Source organism: Pseudomonas sp. Larv2_ips (genome assembly GCF_963879675.1).
GTDB lineage: Bacteria > Pseudomonadota > Gammaproteobacteria > Pseudomonadales > Pseudomonadaceae > Aquipseudomonas.
This window is the reverse complement of sequence record NZ_CAWOAW010000027.1, coordinates 1,541,401-1,558,053: the sequence shown is the minus strand read 5'-3', so window position 1 is coordinate 1,558,053 and position 16,653 is coordinate 1,541,401. Positions and strand designations below refer to the sequence as shown.

20 protein-coding genes are annotated in these 16,653 nt (G+C 61.1%); 8 read left to right on the top strand and 12 right to left on the bottom strand.

Features of this window, described 5'->3' with window-relative positions:
• Positions 1-123: 123 nt before the first annotated feature.
• The 4 genes from AACV02_RS23985 to AACV02_RS23970 form a co-directional block, all read right to left on the bottom strand.
• Entirely contained in the window at positions 124-315 is a 192-nt protein-coding gene (locus AACV02_RS23985; RefSeq protein WP_003172956.1) for a PLDc N-terminal domain-containing protein, read from the bottom strand.
• Positions 316-382: 67 nt separating this feature from the next.
• Complete coding sequence (locus tag AACV02_RS23980; protein ID WP_119742386.1) at positions 383-913, bottom strand: hypothetical protein; 531 nt, start codon at positions 911-913, stop codon at positions 383-385.
• A 41-nt stretch (positions 914-954) separates the two neighbouring features.
• Positions 955-1,470 (bottom strand): ankyrin repeat domain-containing protein, encoded by a 516-nt coding sequence (locus AACV02_RS23975; RefSeq protein ID WP_119742383.1) that lies wholly within the window; start codon positions 1,468-1,470, stop codon positions 955-957.
• Between the two features lie 111 nt (positions 1,471-1,581).
• On the bottom strand, positions 1,582-3,408 hold the full coding sequence (locus AACV02_RS23970) for a long-chain-acyl-CoA synthetase (RefSeq protein WP_119742381.1): 1,827 nt from the start codon (positions 3,406-3,408) through the stop codon (positions 1,582-1,584).
• A gap of 394 nt (positions 3,409-3,802) precedes the next feature.
• Here AACV02_RS23970 and AACV02_RS23965 point away from each other — a divergent pair, with 394 nt between their 5' ends.
• On the top strand, positions 3,803-4,081 hold the full coding sequence (locus AACV02_RS23965) for a DUF3509 domain-containing protein (protein ID WP_016970113.1): 279 nt from the start codon (positions 3,803-3,805) through the stop codon (positions 4,079-4,081).
• Positions 4,082-4,139: 58 nt separating this feature from the next.
• Here the strand turns inward: AACV02_RS23965 and AACV02_RS23960 are convergent, their stop codons facing one another.
• The 4 genes from AACV02_RS23960 to aroC form a co-directional block, all read right to left on the bottom strand.
• A complete protein-coding gene (locus tag AACV02_RS23960; RefSeq protein WP_106576539.1) occupies positions 4,140-4,406 on the bottom strand; it encodes a response regulator transcription factor in 267 nt (88 codons plus the stop codon).
• A gap of 208 nt (positions 4,407-4,614) precedes the next feature.
• Positions 4,615-5,145 carry an acireductone dioxygenase gene (locus tag AACV02_RS23955; protein ID WP_119742379.1) on the bottom strand — a complete coding sequence of 177 codons (531 nt, stop codon included), beginning with the start codon at positions 5,143-5,145 and terminating at the stop codon, positions 4,615-4,617.
• A complete protein-coding gene (locus tag AACV02_RS23950) occupies positions 5,142-6,308 on the bottom strand; it encodes an MFS transporter (protein WP_106576537.1) in 1,167 nt (388 codons plus the stop codon). Before AACV02_RS23950 ends, AACV02_RS23955 begins: the two co-directional genes overlap by 4 nt.
• Before the next feature lie 52 nt (positions 6,309-6,360).
• Positions 6,361-7,452: a chorismate synthase gene (gene aroC, locus AACV02_RS23945; protein WP_106576536.1), complete on the bottom strand. Its 1,092-nt coding sequence runs from the start codon at positions 7,450-7,452 to the stop codon at positions 6,361-6,363.
• Positions 7,453-7,595: 143 nt separating this feature from the next.
• Between aroC and AACV02_RS23940 the strand changes: the two genes are divergently transcribed.
• Both AACV02_RS23940 and AACV02_RS23935 read left to right on the top strand, forming a co-directional pair.
• On the top strand, positions 7,596-8,558 hold the full coding sequence (locus AACV02_RS23940; RefSeq protein WP_119742377.1) for an alpha/beta hydrolase: 963 nt from the start codon (positions 7,596-7,598) through the stop codon (positions 8,556-8,558).
• Positions 8,559-8,657: 99 nt separating this feature from the next.
• Positions 8,658-9,464: a hypothetical protein gene (locus AACV02_RS23935; RefSeq protein WP_119742375.1), complete on the top strand. Its 807-nt coding sequence runs from the start codon at positions 8,658-8,660 to the stop codon at positions 9,462-9,464.
• A gap of 141 nt (positions 9,465-9,605) precedes the next feature.
• Here AACV02_RS23935 and prmB read toward each other — a convergent pair whose 3' ends face one another.
• Positions 9,606-10,514, bottom strand: coding sequence for a 50S ribosomal protein L3 N(5)-glutamine methyltransferase (prmB, locus tag AACV02_RS23930; protein ID WP_119742373.1), 909 nt, complete (start codon positions 10,512-10,514; stop codon positions 9,606-9,608).
• Positions 10,515-10,753: 239 nt separating this feature from the next.
• Here prmB and AACV02_RS23925 point away from each other — a divergent pair, with 239 nt between their 5' ends.
• The 5 genes from AACV02_RS23925 to AACV02_RS23905 all read left to right on the top strand — a co-directional run bounded on the left by AACV02_RS23925 (position 10,754) and on the right by AACV02_RS23905 (position 13,537).
• Positions 10,754-11,344, top strand: coding sequence for a cysteine hydrolase family protein (locus tag AACV02_RS23925; RefSeq protein WP_106576532.1), 591 nt, complete (start codon positions 10,754-10,756; stop codon positions 11,342-11,344).
• A 141-nt stretch (positions 11,345-11,485) separates the two neighbouring features.
• Positions 11,486-11,806 carry a hypothetical protein gene (locus AACV02_RS23920; RefSeq protein ID WP_119742371.1) on the top strand — a complete coding sequence of 107 codons (321 nt, stop codon included), beginning with the start codon at positions 11,486-11,488 and terminating at the stop codon, positions 11,804-11,806.
• Positions 11,807-11,881: 75 nt separating this feature from the next.
• Complete coding sequence (locus tag AACV02_RS23915; RefSeq protein ID WP_106576530.1) at positions 11,882-12,439, top strand: Smr/MutS family protein; 558 nt, start codon at positions 11,882-11,884, stop codon at positions 12,437-12,439.
• Positions 12,440-12,517: 78 nt separating this feature from the next.
• A complete protein-coding gene (gene folE, locus AACV02_RS23910) occupies positions 12,518-13,063 on the top strand; it encodes a GTP cyclohydrolase I FolE (protein WP_003442011.1) in 546 nt (181 codons plus the stop codon).
• A 102-nt stretch (positions 13,064-13,165) separates the two neighbouring features.
• On the top strand, positions 13,166-13,537 hold the full coding sequence (locus AACV02_RS23905) for a glutathione S-transferase N-terminal domain-containing protein (protein WP_094951448.1): 372 nt from the start codon (positions 13,166-13,168) through the stop codon (positions 13,535-13,537).
• Positions 13,538-13,640: 103 nt separating this feature from the next.
• On the opposite strand, the gene AACV02_RS23900 is transcribed toward AACV02_RS23905, so the two are convergent.
• The 3 genes from AACV02_RS23900 to AACV02_RS23890 are packed head-to-tail and all read right to left on the bottom strand — an operon-like array spanning position 13,641 to position 16,577.
• A complete protein-coding gene (locus AACV02_RS23900; protein ID WP_119742369.1) occupies positions 13,641-13,961 on the bottom strand; it encodes an AtuA-related protein in 321 nt (106 codons plus the stop codon).
• Entirely contained in the window at positions 13,958-15,283 is a 1,326-nt protein-coding gene (locus AACV02_RS23895; protein ID WP_119742367.1) for an acyclic terpene utilization AtuA family protein, read from the bottom strand. Before AACV02_RS23895 ends, AACV02_RS23900 begins: the two co-directional genes overlap by 4 nt.
• Position 15,284: 1 nt before the next feature.
• Positions 15,285-16,577 (bottom strand): CitMHS family transporter, encoded by a 1,293-nt coding sequence (locus AACV02_RS23890; protein WP_119742365.1) that lies wholly within the window; start codon positions 16,575-16,577, stop codon positions 15,285-15,287.
• Positions 16,578-16,653 lie beyond the last annotated feature (76 nt).

Below are 16,653 nucleotides of genomic sequence, written 5' to 3'. Positions count from 1 at the left end.
GCGGGCTTGCCCGCGATAGCGATGTGTCAGCCCGCACAACTGTGGCTGATAAACCGTTATCGCGGGCAAGCCCGCTCCCACATTTAGCGTGCCCACTCAGGATAAGAGCGGGCCCAGGCGTCGTCAGATCCGCACGTTACCGCGCGGCCCGGCGATTGCCCAGATGATCAGGCCCAAGACAGGCAGCAACAGGATCAGCAAAATCCACAGCACTTTGGCACCGGTGCTGGCGCCGCTTTTGAACACGTTGATGATCGCCCAGATATCCAGCGCCAGGATGATCAGGCCAATCAAGCCATTAAAGGTGGAACCCATGGTGTCGCTCCTAAGTGAGGGCATGCACTTGTAGGATAGTCAGCCCTGGCAGGGGTTCCGTTTTATTTCAGACGTGGACGGCAACGCGCAGGGCTTCCAGGGACGGCTCGGCCTTGATGCCGACTTCAGCGCACAGTTCCAGCACGCGCGGCAGGTCGTTGCCGTAGACCAGCACCGCCTGAATCTCGTCATCCAGCAACTGACTGAAGTTGAGCAGCACATAGCCACCGTCTTGCGGGCTCAGCGCGCTCATCTGGATCTGGATGCGGTTCAGCGCCGTCAGGTCTTCAGTCTTGGCCAACTGCTTGGGCTTGAGCGTGAACGCCACGCCCGGGCCGAACGACGCGACGATCTGTGCAAACAGGTCGCCGTAGGTGTCGGCTTGAAACAGCACCGTGTCCGGCAGGCTACCGACCACGACCCACTCACCCAGAGGAATCGGGAAAGTGTCGTCGTAGTTGATATCCGGGTTGGCCGCCAGAAAAGCAGCCGGGTCCGCGTAGGCCTGGGCCGCTTCCTCGGCGATGCGTGCCACTTCGTCCTCGCCCATGACGCCGGCGCTGATTTTGCTGATGAGTTCGACGAGGGCGGTTTGCATGGGAAAGTCCTGTGGCGAGCTGGTTTTTGAGGGCGCGTAGCCTACACCAGTTTTTGCAACTGCGCCGCCGTATCCGCCGCGCCCATGGTGTGCGCCGCCGCCAGTGCGGTCGCACCCTGGGCATCGGTGGCTTTGGGGTTGGCACCCTGGCCGAGCAGGTAGTCGAGCATTTCGACACGGTTGAACATCGCGGCCATCATCAACGCCGTGCGGCCGTCCGAGGAGGCGCCGTCCACCGGCGCGCCGCCCTCGATCAGCGCCTTGACCACGGGCAGGTTGCCCTTGAACGCCGCACCGGCCATCGGCAGCTGGTTCTTGTCGTTGGCGATCAGCGGGTCAGCCTTGAATTCCAGCAGCACTTTTACTGCGTCGGCGTGACCGTGATAGGCCGCGAGCATGAGCAAGGTGTCGCCATTGTGATTGCGCAGGTTAGGCGGCAAGCCCTTGGCCAGCAGTGCGGTGAGCATGGCGGCATCACCTTTGCGGGCCACGTCGAAGACCTGCTCGGCAAATTCAGCGGCTTCGTCTTCGGTCATTTGTTTAGGCTGGTCTGACATGTGGGGCTCCTTGTATGGTTGCTTTATAGGCGCCCAGTGTCGCGATGGAGTTCCCCACTGTCATGGCTTTTTTGCCGAAAGCGGTCATAGGCAGAATCAATAGCGCTGCTTTTAATAGCGAAAATGTCCGCCCTGGATCTGCGCCAACAAGTGGCCGGTGACCGGCACGTAGCAATCCGACCCCGGCAGCCAGGCATACACCGGGTCATTGCCGGCCTTGCCCGGGTCGAAGGCCTCCTCCTTGAGGCGCACTTTCTGATACTTGAAGGTGCCGGTGGTTTCCATCTTCACCTTGATCCGCAGGAACAACGGCACCGCGTAATGCGGCAACTGGCCATGAGCGAATTGCAGCAATTCACGCATGTCCAGCGAGGCCAGGGATTCACTTGGGGTGATGGCGACCATGCCAGCGCGGCCGTTGGTGTTTTCGATCTCGACACCGTAGGCCACCACTTCGGCAATCTGCGGATGTTGCAGCAGCACGTTCTCCACTTCGGTGGTTGACACGTTTTCGCCCTTCCAGCGATAGGTATCGCCCAGGCGATCGACAAATTGCGCATGGCCGAAGCCGATGCTGCGCAACAAGTCGCCGGTATTGAAATAGCGGTCGCCCTTTTCGAACACGTCGGTCAGCACCACTTTGCGGTTCTTTTCCGGGTCGGTGTAGCCGTCGAACGGTGACTTTTCATCGATCCTGGCCAGTAACAACCCCTGCCCGCCTGTTTGCACCTTGCGCATGAAACCGTCGCTGCCACGCACCGGCTCACCGCTGTCGTTGTTGTAGTCCACCAGTGCCCAATGCTGCAGGCAAAAGCCGATGGTGTTGTCGAAATTCAGTACGTTGGTGAACCCGATGTTGCCGTCACTGGCGGCATACAGTTCGCAGATATGCTCAACGCCATAACGTTGCTTGAACTGCGCCCACACGCCGGGACGCAGGCCATTACCGACCATCTTGGTCACGCGGTTATCGAGATCCTGAGCGCTGGCGGGCTGATCGAGCAGGTAGCGGCACAACTCGCCGACATAGCCCAGGGTGGTTGCGTTGAATTTGCGCGCATCGTCCCAGAACTGGCTGGCGCTGAATTTACGCCGGATGGCAAAGCCCGAAGCCCCGACAATCGCCGAGCCCCAGCACACGCACAGGCCGGTGGCGTGGTACAGCGGCAACGTGCAATAGAGGACGTCATCCGGGCCCATGTCCAGCGCAATGCTGCCGAAGCTGACGGCGGTTTTGGTCCAGCGCCCGTGCTTCATGATGCCGGCCTTGGGCAAGCCGGTGGTGCCGGAGGTGTAGATATAGAAGCAGGGGTCGTTGAAGAACACTTGTCCGGTACTGGCGGGGTTGTCCACCGAGCCGTCGGCACTGGCGGCCATCAGGTCGGTATAGCCTTCCGGCAGCGTGCTTGACTGCTGATCGGCGACAAACCAGGTCCTGTGCGCCGCGATTGTCACGTGCTCACGCACGCTCGTGTAGGCCGCCACCAACTCTGCGCCCACCACGATTGCCACCGGGCTCACCAGATTCAGGCTGTGCACCAGCGCCGCCTGGGTTTGCGACGTATTGAGCATTGCGCAGATACCACCCAGCTTGGCCACGGCCAGCACGCTCAACAGCAGTTCAAGGCGGTTTTCGATGAACAACGCAACCACATCCCCCTTGCCGATGCCCTGCTGGTGCAGGTGATGGGCGATGCGGTTGGCACGCTGGTTGGCTTGAGCGTAGCTGAGCACACTGTCGCCATATAACAGCGCCGCGCCATCGGGGTTACGAGAGGTGGCCTGTTCAAATTGCCACCCCAGGCCGCAGGGCTGGCTGGGATCGGTGACGTTCGCGGCGCGCATGCCGCGCACCACGCGTGGCAGGGCCCGAACTATCGCCGGCACCTTACGCAGTAGCTTGCCCCAAGTGATCATGTCGTCGTGCGGATGGCTCATGGCGGAACGTCCTTTTTCTTATTCTTCGTATGATCCAGACACCGCATCGGCCCTGTAGGACGAGGACGGATGCCTTGCAGGAAAATACGCCTGCCATTCTTCAGCTGTACATGTGGGATTTGAAAAGTTTTGTATCCCATGCCGCCCAGCATCAAAAAGGGAATTGCGCGGCGCCGACGCGGTCATTAACTGTAACGAGGGAGCGAAATGCCCGGCCTCGATAGCGCAAAATGCAGGATGCACGATGGCCTTTCATGCAAATTGCACGAAAGTGAAAAATCTGAAAAATTTTAAGTGCCTGATTTATAACGATTTTTTAGATAACTCAATACTGGCACAATCACTGCACCTATCACTCCATGCTTGCCAACTTGAGCCAACGGAGCTGATAGACATGAGCCTGATCCAAGATAAATTCGCTTCTGTATTCTCCCAATACGACGTCACCACTCAGCCACGCCCAGACGGCGGGATCCTGTTGACCCTGCGCAACAGCGAAGGCAAACAGGTCAAGCGTTCGATTTCGTACCAACAACTGCACACCGCTGACCAGCTGACCTGGGTCATCAGCGCCATTCGCCGTGACCTGGCCGAACAAGCCAGCGAACTGCCACAGATCTCGATGCTGCAAAGCCAGAATCGCTTTGCCCTGCCGACCTACCATTCGGCCTGAGTAATCTGAGCAAAAAAGGCCGCGACGCCGTTGAGCGTCGCGGCCTTTTTTTGTGCCTTCAACAAAGCCCCTGTCGGGCTGCTGCATTCATCGCCTGTACGCGGTTGGTGACTTGCAGCTTGAGGTAGATGTTGCGCAGATGGAATTTAACCGTGGCTTGGGAGGTGGCGCGAATCTGGCTGATTTCCCAGACGGTCTTGCCTTCCGAGGCCCAGCGCAGGATTTCCAGCTCTGTCGGCGTCAGGGGTTTGCCGCACAGGCTCAGGCGTTTTCCAACGGCGCTCGGCACGGCAAGCGCGCGACACGGCTGCTCTGGGCCACTCATCAATCTCTCTCCTGTATCAGTGGATGCCATACCACCTTTCGGATTCCTGCGATTGACAGGTGATATAAACATTGAGTCGGCAGAGAGTTACATAACGAATGGATTGAAAGCATAAGGCGCCGCATAAACAGCTACGTCTTACATTTAATTGAGTTCCTTCCCACAACAACTTCCAACCTGCCGGGATTGAACCTTTAACTATTCGCGCTTAATCGTCCAAGCCTGGAAAACCAGCGGCACTGTCCTGGTCAGTGAACTGAGGCACACAGCCTTCGGCTGTATGGAATAAACGTAGCGCCACACAGTGCGGATTCTCGCCCACGTCGAGCCAATGCGGCATTCCGGCCGGAACCACCAGCACGTCATTTTTCTCACAACGCACGGCGTAGACATATTCGCCCACGAGCAGGCAGAACAAGCCTTGGCCCGCGATGAAGAAATGCGCGTTGTCGGCGCTGTAGCGACGCGCCTTGAGGCCTTCAGCGCGCAACTCGGCGCGCTGCGGATGGGCGCCCGTTACGTTCAATACCTGAGCAGAGCCGTAGCCGAGTGCGTCGATCTGCGACCGGTACGCGGCGATCATCTCAGCGTCACTGGCGCCTTTTTCAATCGGGCTGGGCTGCCAGCGGTCAAAACCCACGCCGTGCCCAGTCAGGGTCGAGACGATATCGTCGAAATGGGTCAACACCTTGTTCGGGGTATCGGGTGTGGCGAGCGGATAAACAGCGACATAACTCATTGCACGGTTCCTTTATTCGGCTCTTGCAATCGAAAGCCAATGATGAGGGCGGCGGCCAGGGCCGCGACACTGGCGATGCTGAAGGTCAGGGTCGGCCCCAACAGATTCCAGCTATAACCGGCATACAGCGCGCCCAATGCGCCGCCAGTGCCGGCCAGTGCGGCATACAGCGCCTGGCCCTGGCCTTGCTGGCGGGCGCCGAAGCTGCGTTGCACAAAGGCAATCGCCGCCGCATGAAAACTGCCAAAGGTGGCCGCGTGCATCACCTGCGCCAGCAGCAGCACCCAGAAAAATTCGGCGAATGAGCCCAGCAGCAACCAGCGCACGGCGGCCAACAGGAAACTTGCCAGCAGCACCCGTCGCACCGAAAAGCGCGTGAGGATGCGGCTCATGGCCAGAAACATCAGCACTTCTGCGACCACGCCCAGGGCCCAGAGCATGCCGATCACGCCACGGCTATAGCCCAGATGTTCGAGGTGCAGGGTGAGGAAGGTGTAATACGGGCCGTGGCTCATTTGCATCAGCGCCACGCAGGCATAAAACGCCAGTACCCCAGGGCTGCGCAATTGCTTGAGAAAACCGTCACCGGCCAGGCGATTGTCGTGGGTCGCGGGTTGCGCATTGGGTACCCACAGGCTGGCACCGATGATGCCGGCCATGATCACCACGACCACCACCGGGTAAATGTCCAGGCTCAGCCAGTCGAACAGGCGGCCCATGATCACCACGGTGAGGATGAAACCAATCGAGCCCCACAGGCGGATCTGGCTGTAGCGCGAGGTTTGCTTTTGCAGGTGGGCCAGGGTGATCACTTCAAATTGCGGCAACACGGCGTGCCAGAAGAACGCATGCAGGGCCATCACCAGCGCGAGCCAGGCGTAGGTCTTGCTGAAGAAAATCAGTGAAAAGCTGGCCAGCGTGCACACCGCGCCAAACCGGACGATGGCCAGGCGCCGCCCGGTGTAATCGCCGAGCCAGCCCCACAGGTTGGGCGCCACGCAGCGCATCAGCATGGGGATAGCCACCAACTCACCAATGCGTGCGCTGGAGAACCCAAGATGATCGAAGTACAGCGCCAGGAACGGCGCCGTCGCCCCGAGCAGGGCAAAGTAGAACAGGTAGAAGCTGGACAGGCGCCAGTACGGGAGGGTCGGGCTCACCATGGACGGGGCCGCTTCGCGGCCCTGCCTGAGCACGCCCGCCCGCCACCGGCTGTCACAGCTGGCCCAGCACCGGCGTATTCACGCGCACCTCGGCATTTTGCCCGCGGTTGCGCAGCAGGTGGTCCATCAACACGATGGCCATCATGGCTTCGGCAATCGGCGTGGCACGGATGCCGACACACGGGTCATGACGGCCCTTGGTGATCACATCCACCGGGTTGCCGTGCACATCAATCGAGCGGCCTGGTGTGGTGATGCTCGACGTGGCCTTGAGGGCCAGGTGCGCAACGATCGGTTGGCCCGAGGAAATACCGCCCAGGATGCCGCCCGCGTTGTTGCTGAGGAAACCCTGCGGGGTCAGTTCATCGCGGTGCTCGGTGCCGCGCTGGGACACACAGGCGAAACCGGCGCCGATTTCCACGCCCTTCACCGCGTTGATGCTCATCAGCGCATGGGCCAGCTCGGCGTCGAGGCGGTCGAAGATCGGCTCGCCCAAGCCAGGTTTGACGCCTTCGGCAACCACGGTAATCTTCGCGCCGACGGAGTCCTGGTCGCGGCGCAACTGGTCCATGTAGGCTTCCAGTTCCGGCACTTTGTCCGGGTCGGGGCTGAAGAAAGCGTTGTCGTCGACGCTGTCCCAGGTCTTGAACGGGATCTCGATCGGACCCAGCTGGCTCATGTAGCCGCGGATCACGATGCCCTGGGTGGCCAGGTATTTCTTGGCGATGGCACCGGCGGCCACACGCATCGCGGTTTCGCGCGCCGAGCTGCGGCCACCGCCACGGTAGTCGCGTTCGCCGTATTTGTGATGGTAGGTGTAGTCGGCGTGGGCCGGGCGGAACAGGTCCTTGATCGCCGAGTAGTCCTTGGACTTCTGGTCGGTATTGCGAATCAGCAGGCCGATGGCGCAACCGGTGGTGCGGCCTTCGAACACGCCGGAGAGGATTTCGACTTCGTCGGGCTCCTGGCGCTGGGTGGTGTGGCGGCTGGTGCCGGGCTTGCGGCGGTCGAGGTCGCGCTGCAGGTCTTCCACAGACAGCTCGAGGCCTGGCGGGCAGCCGTCGACAATGGCGACCAACGCCGGGCCATGGCTTTCGCCCGCGGTGGTGACAGTGAACAGCTTGCCGAAGGTATTGCCGGACATGCAGGGCGCTCCGTGAAATCAGTTGAATCAAGTCAACCGTAATAACTTAAGGCGGCCAGTATACGCAGGCTAACCGACTAGTTCATCCTCGAAACCTTACCGGTAGACGTTGGTCCAACCGGCACCTTCCTGATGATGGCGCGATGATGCTGCGAGTTCTGCTTTTAACCCTCACCCTGTTTTCCAGCCTGGGCTTCGCCGCCTCCCCTGTCGTGCTGCAACGGCCGATCAGCCTGGACACCGGCAACGGCGAGCTGTTTGGCTCGCTTTTACTGCCCCAATCCGACAAGCCGGTGCCGGTGGTGTTGATCATTGCCGGCTCCGGGCCTACCGACCGTAACGGCAACAGCGCCGACGGTGCACGCAACGACAGCCTCAAGCGGCTGGCCTGGGTGCTTGCCCGACACAACATTGCCAGCGTGCGCTACGACAAGCGCGGCGTGGCCGCCAGCCTGGCTGCCACGCCGGATGAACGCAACCTGACCCTGGACGCCTACGTATCCGATGCCGTGGCCTGGGGCAAGCTGCTCAAGGCCGACAGCCGCATGGGCCCGCTGATCGTCCTGGGCCACAGCGAAGGCGCGCTGGTTGCCGCGCTCGCCGCACCGCACCTGAATCCGGCCGGCGTCATTTCTTTGTCTGGCAGTGCGCGACCGGTGGATCAGGTGATCCGCCAGCAGTTGGCCGACCACCTGCCCCCTGCCCTGTTGCTGCGCAGCAACGAGATCCTCGACCACCTCAAGGCCGGCCAAGTGGATGCCGATGTGCCGGGCCCGCTGGAAGGTATTTTCCGACCCAGCGTGCAGCCTTATCTGATCAGCCTGTTTCGCGCCGACCCGTCAGCCGCGTTCGCCAAGTTGAACATGCCGGCCTTGATCATCCAGGGGACCAACGATATTCAGGTCGGCGTCGCAGATGCACGGCAACTGAAAAACGCCAAGCCCGACGCGCACTTGACCGTGATCGAAGGCATGAACCACGTCATGCGCATCGTGCCCAAGGACGTGAAAGAGCAACTGGCCTCCTACAACGACCCGAAACTGCCGCTTGCCGCCGAGCTGGGTGAGCGAATCGTGCGCTTTATCGACGGACTTCAACCCCGTTAAGCGACTATTTACCTCCAGTCCTGAGAAAAACGGCCGATAAGCCCAGGGTCGACAGTAAAAAGACTGTCGACCCGCAGGGCTTGGACAGGATCGCGCCGCATGACAACCACAGAAGCTACACCAGAACCTATTGCCGACACCCCGGCTGAAAAAACCGAGGCCGTCGAAGCAGCGGCCCTGCCGTGGGCGGACGTGCAGGCCGAACATTTCAAGATGCTGCGCCTCGCGCCCCTGACCACCGACCGTGCCACCGGTGCGCGGCCGTTGCGGTTCGTGCAGTTCGGCTATGCCGAACGCAATGACAAACACCACAGCCTGTTGCGCATGGTCATCCAGTTGCCGGGCCAGCGGGTGCGCCGCGAGCAGAACCACTTGGATATCTGGGTCGATCACGATAAGCACCGCGTGCACTTCGGCCCGGGCAACAGCCTGGAAATCGAACCGGCCAACCGGGGAATCGGTCGCTTCCTCGTCGCTCAAGGCGCGGCGTGGGCGAAAAAGAAGTGGTCACACTACCGCGTCGACGGCGTGGACCTGGCCAATAAAGACGCGCTGAACGAAGCCACGCGCTTGCGTCGCGATCACTTCCTGCGCATTCAGGGCTTTGATGTGGCCTATGCCGATGTGCAACACCTCAAAGGCAACGTGCAGCCGGGCAAAGTCAGCGCAGTGCTGGACAGCTGGAACACCGAGAAGGTGCAGTTCGTGGAAATCCTCGAAGCCGCGCAGATGCTGCAACAGGCCGAGCAGAACCTGGCCGAGCAGGAAGTGAAACTGCGCAAGGAAGAGGAAAAGGTCACCAAGTTCAAGCGTGAGGACAGCGGGCTGCGCTTTACCATCACCTGTTTGGTGGCGTTTACGGTGTTTCAGGCAGGGTTGTTGATCTGGATTGCCACGCACCGATAGCGGGCTGGAATGCGATCAAAAAATGTGGGAGCGGGCTTGCTCGCGAAGGCGGAGTGTCAGGCAATAAACCTGCCACTGATACACCGCTTTCGCGAGCAAGCCCGCTCCCACATTCAGGGTCAGTTTTAGAGTTGGGTCGGTTTACACCCGAGCAGCAAATACCGCTTGATGCGCGCGGCACTGCTCGGCCGTCAACATGAACACACCGTGCCCACCGCGCTGGAACTCCAGCCAGGCAAAGTCGACTTCCGGGTACAACGCCTCAACGTGCACCTGGCTGTTGCCAACCTCGACAATCAACAAGCCTTTCTCGGTGAGGTGGTCCGCAGCCTCAGCCAACATCCGTCGCACCAGGTTCAAGCCATCATCGCCGCAGGCCAGGCCCAACTCCGGCTCGTGCTGGTATTCGTCGGGCATATCGGCGAAGTCTTCGGCATCCACGTACGGCGGGTTGGACACGATCAGATCAAACCGCTGACCCGGCAAACCGTCGAAGCCGTCGCCCTGCACGGTGTAGACGCGCTCGTCGACGCCATGGCGCTCGATGTTCTGGTTGGCCACCTCCAGCGCCTCGAAGGACAGGTCGCCCAGCACCACTTCGGCGTCCTGGAACTCGTAGGCGCACGCGATGCCAATGCAACCGGAGCCGGTGCACAGGTCGAGGATGCGCGCCGGTGGCTGAGCCAGCCAGGGTTCGAAGCGGTTTTCGATCAGTTCGCCAATCGGTGAACGCGGGATCAGCACACGTTCGTCGACGATGAACGACATGCCGCAGAACCAGGCTTCCTTCAACAGGTACGCGGTGGGCACGCGCTCATGGATACGGCGGTGCAGCAAGCGCTTCACGTGGGAAATTTCCTCTTCTTCCAGGTTGCAGTCCAGGTAGCTGTCGGCAATTTCCCAAGGCAGGTGCAAGGCGCCGAGCACCAATTGCCGGGCTTCGTCCCAGGCATTGTCGGTACCATGGCCGAAAAACAGGTCTTCCCCATGGAAACGGCTGACAGCCCAACGGATATGGTCGCGCAATGTGCGCAGGCGGGATGTGATCACGGGGGCAAGCTCCTGGAAAAAACGACTGGCGATTCTAACAGCCTTCGCCTGTACCGACGATGTACGAAACCCCTTCGCCATCCGTCGGATTTCATCCAATTTGCCATCGCAGGCTTAAACAAGCCGCCCACTTGACATGGCTGCACGTCAACAACGGCGTACCTTACGATGGTAGCGATTCACAGAACCGCTCAGCCAGTGGACAATGTCGCAAAAGCCCCCCTCACAGGAGCCCCAGAATGTCCGTTCCAAAGACGATGTTTCAACTCAGCGGTCGCGGTTACGCAGCAGCCAACCTGAACCATGCGACCCTCGTGATCATCGACGCCCAAAAGGAATACCTCAGCGGTCCACTCGCCCTCTCGGGCATGGACGCGGCGGTCGAAAACATCAAGCAGTTGGTTGCCGCCGCGCGCAATGCCGGGCGTCCGATCGTGCATGTACGCCACCTTGGCACCGTCGGTGGCCTGTTCGACCCGCAGGGCGAGCGCGGCGAATTCATTCCCGGCCTGGAACCGCTCGGTGACGAAACCATCATCGGCAAACTGCTGCCGAGTGCGTTTCACGGCACAGGACTGGAAAAACACCTGCAGGACCTCGGTTCCCTGGACCTCATCGTCTGCGGCTTCATGAGCCACTCCAGCGTCAGCACGACCGTGCGCGCCGCCAAGAACCTGGGCTTTCGCTGCACCCTGGTGGAAGACGCCTGCGCCACGCGCGACCTGCCTTACAAAGGCGGCATCCTGAGCGCTGAACATGTGCAACAGACCGAAATGGCCATCATGGCCGATAACTTCGCGACTCTCGCGTTGACCAAAGATCTGATCTGATCGACCTTCTGATGAGCGGCGCGGCGTGTTTATTGCCCCGCTCATCCGCAAAACCTTTTCATTTTCTGCAATTGCCTCTGGTACAGGAACAACCTGTGTATCTTCCGGTCGAAGGGCCGATACCCTGGAGGAAAGGTCGGAATGAAGATATCCGATGGTTTTGACGCTCGTCGCTTGCGCCCCAAGGGCCCGAGCAATTGGCGTCTGCGCCTGGTGGCGGGCTTTGCCGCGCTGCTGGCCATTGTAGGTTTGCTGCTGGCAGGTACCGGCGGCGCCGGTTTTTTTGGTCATTCGCCAGCACTCGGCGAACTGAATGCCAGCCCGGGCGGCTCGGCAATTTTGTTGGTGATCGGCCTGTTGGTACTCTGGCTGGGCGTCTGGTTATGGCGTCGCAGCCGTGGGCGGATGCGTCAGCCGCTGTCGCTGAACATCGCCTCACACCTGATGAAAAAGCACGACTGATGGCGCTTGGATAGCGTTTCCTGCGCCCCGGCCGCCGCGATTTAGGTAAACTGCCCGCCCTTCGCGGAGGCTGACATGCAAGACGACGATTTTTCCCTGTTCAAAAACGAGCTGCGCGGCGTCAAGCCGATCAAGCATGACCGTGCCGACACCGGCAAACCCAAGACCGACCGGGCGCAGATCGCCAAGCTGCGCCAGGCTGCGACCGTGCGCACCGATGCCACCACCGTGGATGGCCTGTCGGACCAGTTCGTAATCGACGTAGGCCCCGAAGACGAGTTGATGTGGGCCCGCGACGGCGTGCAGGAAAGCCAGATGCGTAAGCTCAAGGCCGGCCAGATCCCGTTCGAGGGCAGCCTTGACCTGCACGGCATGAACGTCGAAAAAGCCCGTGAAACCCTCTGGGCCTTCCTGGCCGAAGCGACCAAATTCGAAATCCGCTGCGTGCGCGTCACCCATGGCAAGGCCGTGCGGTTGGATGGCAAGCGGCCGATGATCAAGAGCCACGTCAACACCTGGCTGCGCCAGCATTCCCAAGTGCTTGGTTTTACCTCCTGCCAGGCCCGCCACGGCGGCGCGGGCGCGGTGTATGTGATGCTCAAGCGCACCATGATGGAGGGGCGCGACGAGTAACAAGTGCCATCGTCAGGCTTGCAGCGATGTGTCCGCCACCGTAACCTTGCGCTTTGCGAAAATCCCACAGGTAGTTTCATGTCCCTGGAACAGAATTACACCGCGATCCTCGGCCAACTCGGCGAGGACGTTTCCCGCGAGGGCCTGCTCGACACGCCAAAGCGTGCCGCCAAGGCGATGCAGTACCTTTGCCGCGGCTATGAACAGACACTCGAAGAAGTCACCAACGGTGCCTTGTTCAGCTCCGACAACAGCGAAATGGTGCTGGTCAAGGACATCGAGCTGTACTCGCTGTGCGAACACCACCTGCTGCCGTTTATCGGTAAAGCGCATGTTGCGTATATCCCTAGCGGCAAAGTGCTGGGCCTGTCGAAAGTAGCGCGGATTGTCGACATGTATGCGCGCCGCCTGCAAATCCAGGAGAACCTCAGCCGTCAGATCGCCGATGCCGTGATGCAAGTCACCGGCGCGCTGGGCGTGGCCGTGGTGATCGAAGCCAAGCACATGTGCATGATGATGCGCGGTGTAGAGAAACAGAATTCCTCGATGATCACCTCGGTGATGCTGGGTGAGTTCCGCGAAAACGCGGCCACGCGCAGCGAGTTTCTCAGCCTGATCAAGTAACAGGCTGCGTAGGAAAAAGCCGGCGTTCATCGCCGGTTTTTTTTCGCCTGCAAATTTCAGGTAAGCTGCGGCCCCTTCTTCATGGGCAAGAGGTTTTCAGCCATGTTCGTCAAAGCACTTCGAGTGGGCCTCGGCCACGTCATCATCGCGGGCGACTTCATTACCCGCCCACGCAAAAAGCAGCGCCCCGCCGAACAACAGGCGCAGGTGAACGCTGCGGCCAAGGACCTGACCCTGTATCAGTTCCACGCCTGCCCGTTCTGCGTGAAGACCCGTCGTACGTTGCACCGTCTGAATGTGCCGGTGGCGTTGAAGGATGCGAAGAACAATGCGCAAGATCGCCAGACCCTGCTGGAGCAAGGCGGCAAGATCAAAGTGCCGTGCCTGCGCATTGAAGAAAATGGCCAGACCACTTGGATGTATGACTCCAAAGTGATCATTGACTACCTCGACAAGCGGTTCGCCGCGGTCTGATAAACACCGCGGTCAATGTGGGAGCTGGCTTGCCTGCGATAGCATCCCCTCGGTGTAACTGATAAATCGAGGTGTCTGCATCGCAGGCAAGCCAGCTCCCACATTAGTTCGGCATCGCCAATTCGATAGCCAACAAGGCCGAGCCCAGGCACTTGCCGTGGGCATCCAGCGCCAGCGAGCGGGTAACGCCGCCGCGCAAGATCCCCGGCAACACAAAGTTCAGCACCTGCACATTCGGCAGTTCATAACGCCGCACCGGCGCCGCGCCGGGTTCGCGCAAACCGGCAAAAAACTCGGCGACGCGCTCCGCCGTGAGCTGCTCGCACAGCAGCGGATAATCCTCAGCACGATAGGCAATGATCGAGATGTTCGAGGTGTCGCCCTTATCGCCGGTGCGGGAATGGGCCAGGGTGTGCAGTTTCATGCTTCGATCCTCGGGTTGACCGCGCTTCGCGCCAGCAATAACGACGCCACCGCTACCACTTGCCGCACGCTTTTGCTCGCGCCGCCGCCGCCCGACGGGCCGTTGGTGTAAAGGGTTTCCACTTCATTGCCGACCCGCACCGCGTCGCTGCGTGCTTCACAGCGCGCGGCCACGCGCAGGCGCACTTCCCAGGGTTCGACGTCGCTGCGTGGGCCGTGCAGTGAATCCATGCCGATCAACTCGGCGCGCACCTCCTGCATGTTGACGCCCATCAACTCGAGCCGCTTGAGCACGATATCCCGCGCCAACTGCGCCCGTGCGACAGCTCCCGGACCGCCGTAGGACATCTGTCCCTCGCCGATCCAACCGTCCAAATAGCCGACGCTGACCTTCAATTGCTCAGGCCGCGCACGGCCATCGGCGCCCAGGGCGCGCACGCGGTCGAGGCCTTCCTCGACAAAACTCACGTGAGAAAAGTCGGCAGTGACGTCCGGCGTCAGGTAGGCCGCCGGGTCATGCACTTCATAGATCAGTTGCTCAGTACAGGTAGCGCGGCTGACCCGCCCGCCAGAACCCGCCACTTTGGTGATCACCGCTTCGCCGTCGGCGTTGATCTCGGCCAACGGGAAGCCCAGGCGCGCCAAGTCATCCACGTCCTTGAAACCTGGGTCGGCAAAATAACCGCCGCTGACCTGACCCGCGCATTCGAGCAAATGCCCCACCAGCGTACCGCGGCCCAGGCGTTGCCAATCGTGCGCGGCCCAGCCGAACTCGAACATCTGCGGCGCCAGAAACAGCGAGGGGTCGGCCACGCGTCCGGTGATCACCACATCGGCATCGGCGTGCAGCGCCTCCAGTATGGCGTCGACGCCCAAGTAGGCATTCGCCGAAATCAGCCGCTCGCCCAACGAGCCGAGGGTCTGGCCGTTGTCCAGCATTAGCTCGGGCTGCAAAACCTGCAGCACGTCATCGCCCACCGCCGCCACGACGTTGAGGTGCAGGCCCAATTCATCGGCAATCCGCCGCACTTCGATGGCCGCTGACACCGGGTTGGCGGCGCCCATGTTGGTGATCACCCGCAGTCGACGCTGGCCATCACGCTGGCCCACAAACGGCAGCACGCGACGCATGCGTTCACTCAGCAACGGGTCATAACCGCCCTGTGGATCGCTGATACGCACCTGCTGCGCGAGCGCGATGGTGCGCTCGGCCAGGCATTCGAAGACCAGATAATCCAGGTCGCCCCGGCTGGCCAACTCCACGGCAGGTTCGATACGGTCGCCGGAATAGCCGGCGCCGGAACCGATGCGCAAGGTTTTCATCTCAAATCACTCCCAGGAGCAACGCGGTCAGGGTCATCAACACCGACGCGGCAAACAGAAAAGGAATGGTGAAGCGCTGGTGGTCGGCCAGTTCGACCTTGCACAGGCCCACCAACAAAAACGTCGCGGGGGTCAGCGGGCTGACCGGAAAGCCGGTGGTGTGCACGCCCAGCAATGAGGCCTGGGCCACTTGCAACGGGTCGACGCCCAGGGCCTTGCCGACTTCGGCGATCACCGGCATCACGCCGAAATAGTAGGAATCGGGGTCGAACAGCAGGCTCAGCGGCATGGAAATGAAGCCCACCACCGCCGGGATCAACTTGCCGTGGCCGGCTGGAATCTGCGCCACCGCCACTTCGGCCATGGCCTTGAGCATGCCGGTGCCTTGCATGATGCCGGTGAACACCCCGGCGGCAAGCAGGATGCTGGCCATGGTCAGGGCGGTCTTGGCATGCGCATCGATGCGTGCGCGCTGGGCGTCCACGTTCGGGTAGTTGAGGCACAGTGCCACCACGGTGCCGAGCATGAACATCACCACCGGGTCGACCCAGCCGGCAATCATCACCACCATCACCAGCACGGTGAGCATCAGGTTGACCCAGAACAGGCGTGGGCGACGCAACAGGTTGTCAGCGTCGCTGAGCACGCGTTGCGGCACCGCATCGACCGTGGAACCGGCACCCAGGCCCAGGCGTTTTTCTTCGCGGCGGCCCAGCCACCAGGCACAGGCGAATACAAACATCAGCCCGACGATCTGCACCGGGATCAGCGGCTGGAACAGGTCGGCCACCGGCACGTGCAAGGCGGCCGACGAGCGCAGCACGGGGCCGGTCCAGGGCAGGAAGTTGACCCCGGCGGCCATCGCGCACACACAGGCGAGGATACGTTTGTCGATGCCCAGCCGTGTATACAGCGGGAGCATCGCCGGCACGGTCACCAGAAACGTCACCGCCCCCGAGCCGTCCAGGTGCACCAGCAGCGCCAGCGTTGCGGTGCCGACGACAATGCGCGTAGGGCGCGTCCCGACTGTGCGCAGGATACGGTCGATGATGGGATCGAGCATGCCGGCGTCGGTCATGATCCCGAAAAACAGGATCGCGAACACAAACATGCCCACCACGGGGGCGACGTTCTTGATACCGGTAATGATGAAGGCGCTGGTTTGCAGGCCGAACCCGCCGAGCAAGGCGGCAATGATCGGCAAGGCGATCAGCGCCACCAGTGGCGAGAGGCGTTTGCTCATGACGGCGGCGAGCAGGCACAGGATGGTAATGACACCCAGGGTAGCGAGCATGGGTTACTCCAGAGCGGCCTTGGTGGCCGGTTATTGTTTTCCCCGGAGTATTGGAAGCGGGTTAGTCTTTGTAAAT

Coding starts and splice junctions, on each gene's coding strand:
- AACV02_RS23935 (WP_119742375.1), top strand. CDS start 8,658: ATGACAACCACAGAAGCTACACCAGAACCTATTGCCGACACCCCGGCT.
- AACV02_RS23900 (WP_119742369.1), bottom strand. CDS start 13,961: ATGAAACTGCACACCCTGGCCCATTCCCGCACCGGCGATAAGGGCGAC.
- AACV02_RS23970 (WP_119742381.1), bottom strand. CDS start 3,408: ATGAGCCATCCGCACGACGACATGATCACTTGGGGCAAGCTACTGCGT.
- AACV02_RS23960 (WP_106576539.1), bottom strand. CDS start 4,406: ATGAGTGGCCCAGAGCAGCCGTGTCGCGCGCTTGCCGTGCCGAGCGCC.
- AACV02_RS23985 (WP_003172956.1), bottom strand. CDS start 315: ATGGGTTCCACCTTTAATGGCTTGATTGGCCTGATCATCCTGGCGCTG.
- AACV02_RS23915 (WP_106576530.1), top strand. CDS start 11,882: ATGCAAGACGACGATTTTTCCCTGTTCAAAAACGAGCTGCGCGGCGTC.
- AACV02_RS23955 (WP_119742379.1), bottom strand. CDS start 5,145: ATGAGTTATGTCGCTGTTTATCCGCTCGCCACACCCGATACCCCGAAC.
- AACV02_RS23890 (WP_119742365.1), bottom strand. CDS start 16,577: ATGCTCGCTACCCTGGGTGTCATTACCATCCTGTGCCTGCTCGCCGCC.
- AACV02_RS23920 (WP_119742371.1), top strand. CDS start 11,486: ATGAAGATATCCGATGGTTTTGACGCTCGTCGCTTGCGCCCCAAGGGC.
- AACV02_RS23975 (WP_119742383.1), bottom strand. CDS start 1,470: ATGTCAGACCAGCCTAAACAAATGACCGAAGACGAAGCCGCTGAATTT.
- aroC (WP_106576536.1), bottom strand. CDS start 7,452: ATGTCCGGCAATACCTTCGGCAAGCTGTTCACTGTCACCACCGCGGGC.
- AACV02_RS23950 (WP_106576537.1), bottom strand. CDS start 6,308: ATGGTGAGCCCGACCCTCCCGTACTGGCGCCTGTCCAGCTTCTACCTG.
- AACV02_RS23980 (WP_119742386.1), bottom strand. CDS start 913: ATGCAAACCGCCCTCGTCGAACTCATCAGCAAAATCAGCGCCGGCGTC.
- AACV02_RS23965 (WP_016970113.1), top strand. CDS start 3,803: ATGAGCCTGATCCAAGATAAATTCGCTTCTGTATTCTCCCAATACGAC.
- folE (WP_003442011.1), top strand. CDS start 12,518: ATGTCCCTGGAACAGAATTACACCGCGATCCTCGGCCAACTCGGCGAG.
- AACV02_RS23895 (WP_119742367.1), bottom strand. CDS start 15,283: ATGAAAACCTTGCGCATCGGTTCCGGCGCCGGCTATTCCGGCGACCGT.
- AACV02_RS23905 (WP_094951448.1), top strand. CDS start 13,166: ATGTTCGTCAAAGCACTTCGAGTGGGCCTCGGCCACGTCATCATCGCG.
- AACV02_RS23940 (WP_119742377.1), top strand. CDS start 7,596: ATGATGCTGCGAGTTCTGCTTTTAACCCTCACCCTGTTTTCCAGCCTG.
- AACV02_RS23925 (WP_106576532.1), top strand. CDS start 10,754: ATGTCCGTTCCAAAGACGATGTTTCAACTCAGCGGTCGCGGTTACGCA.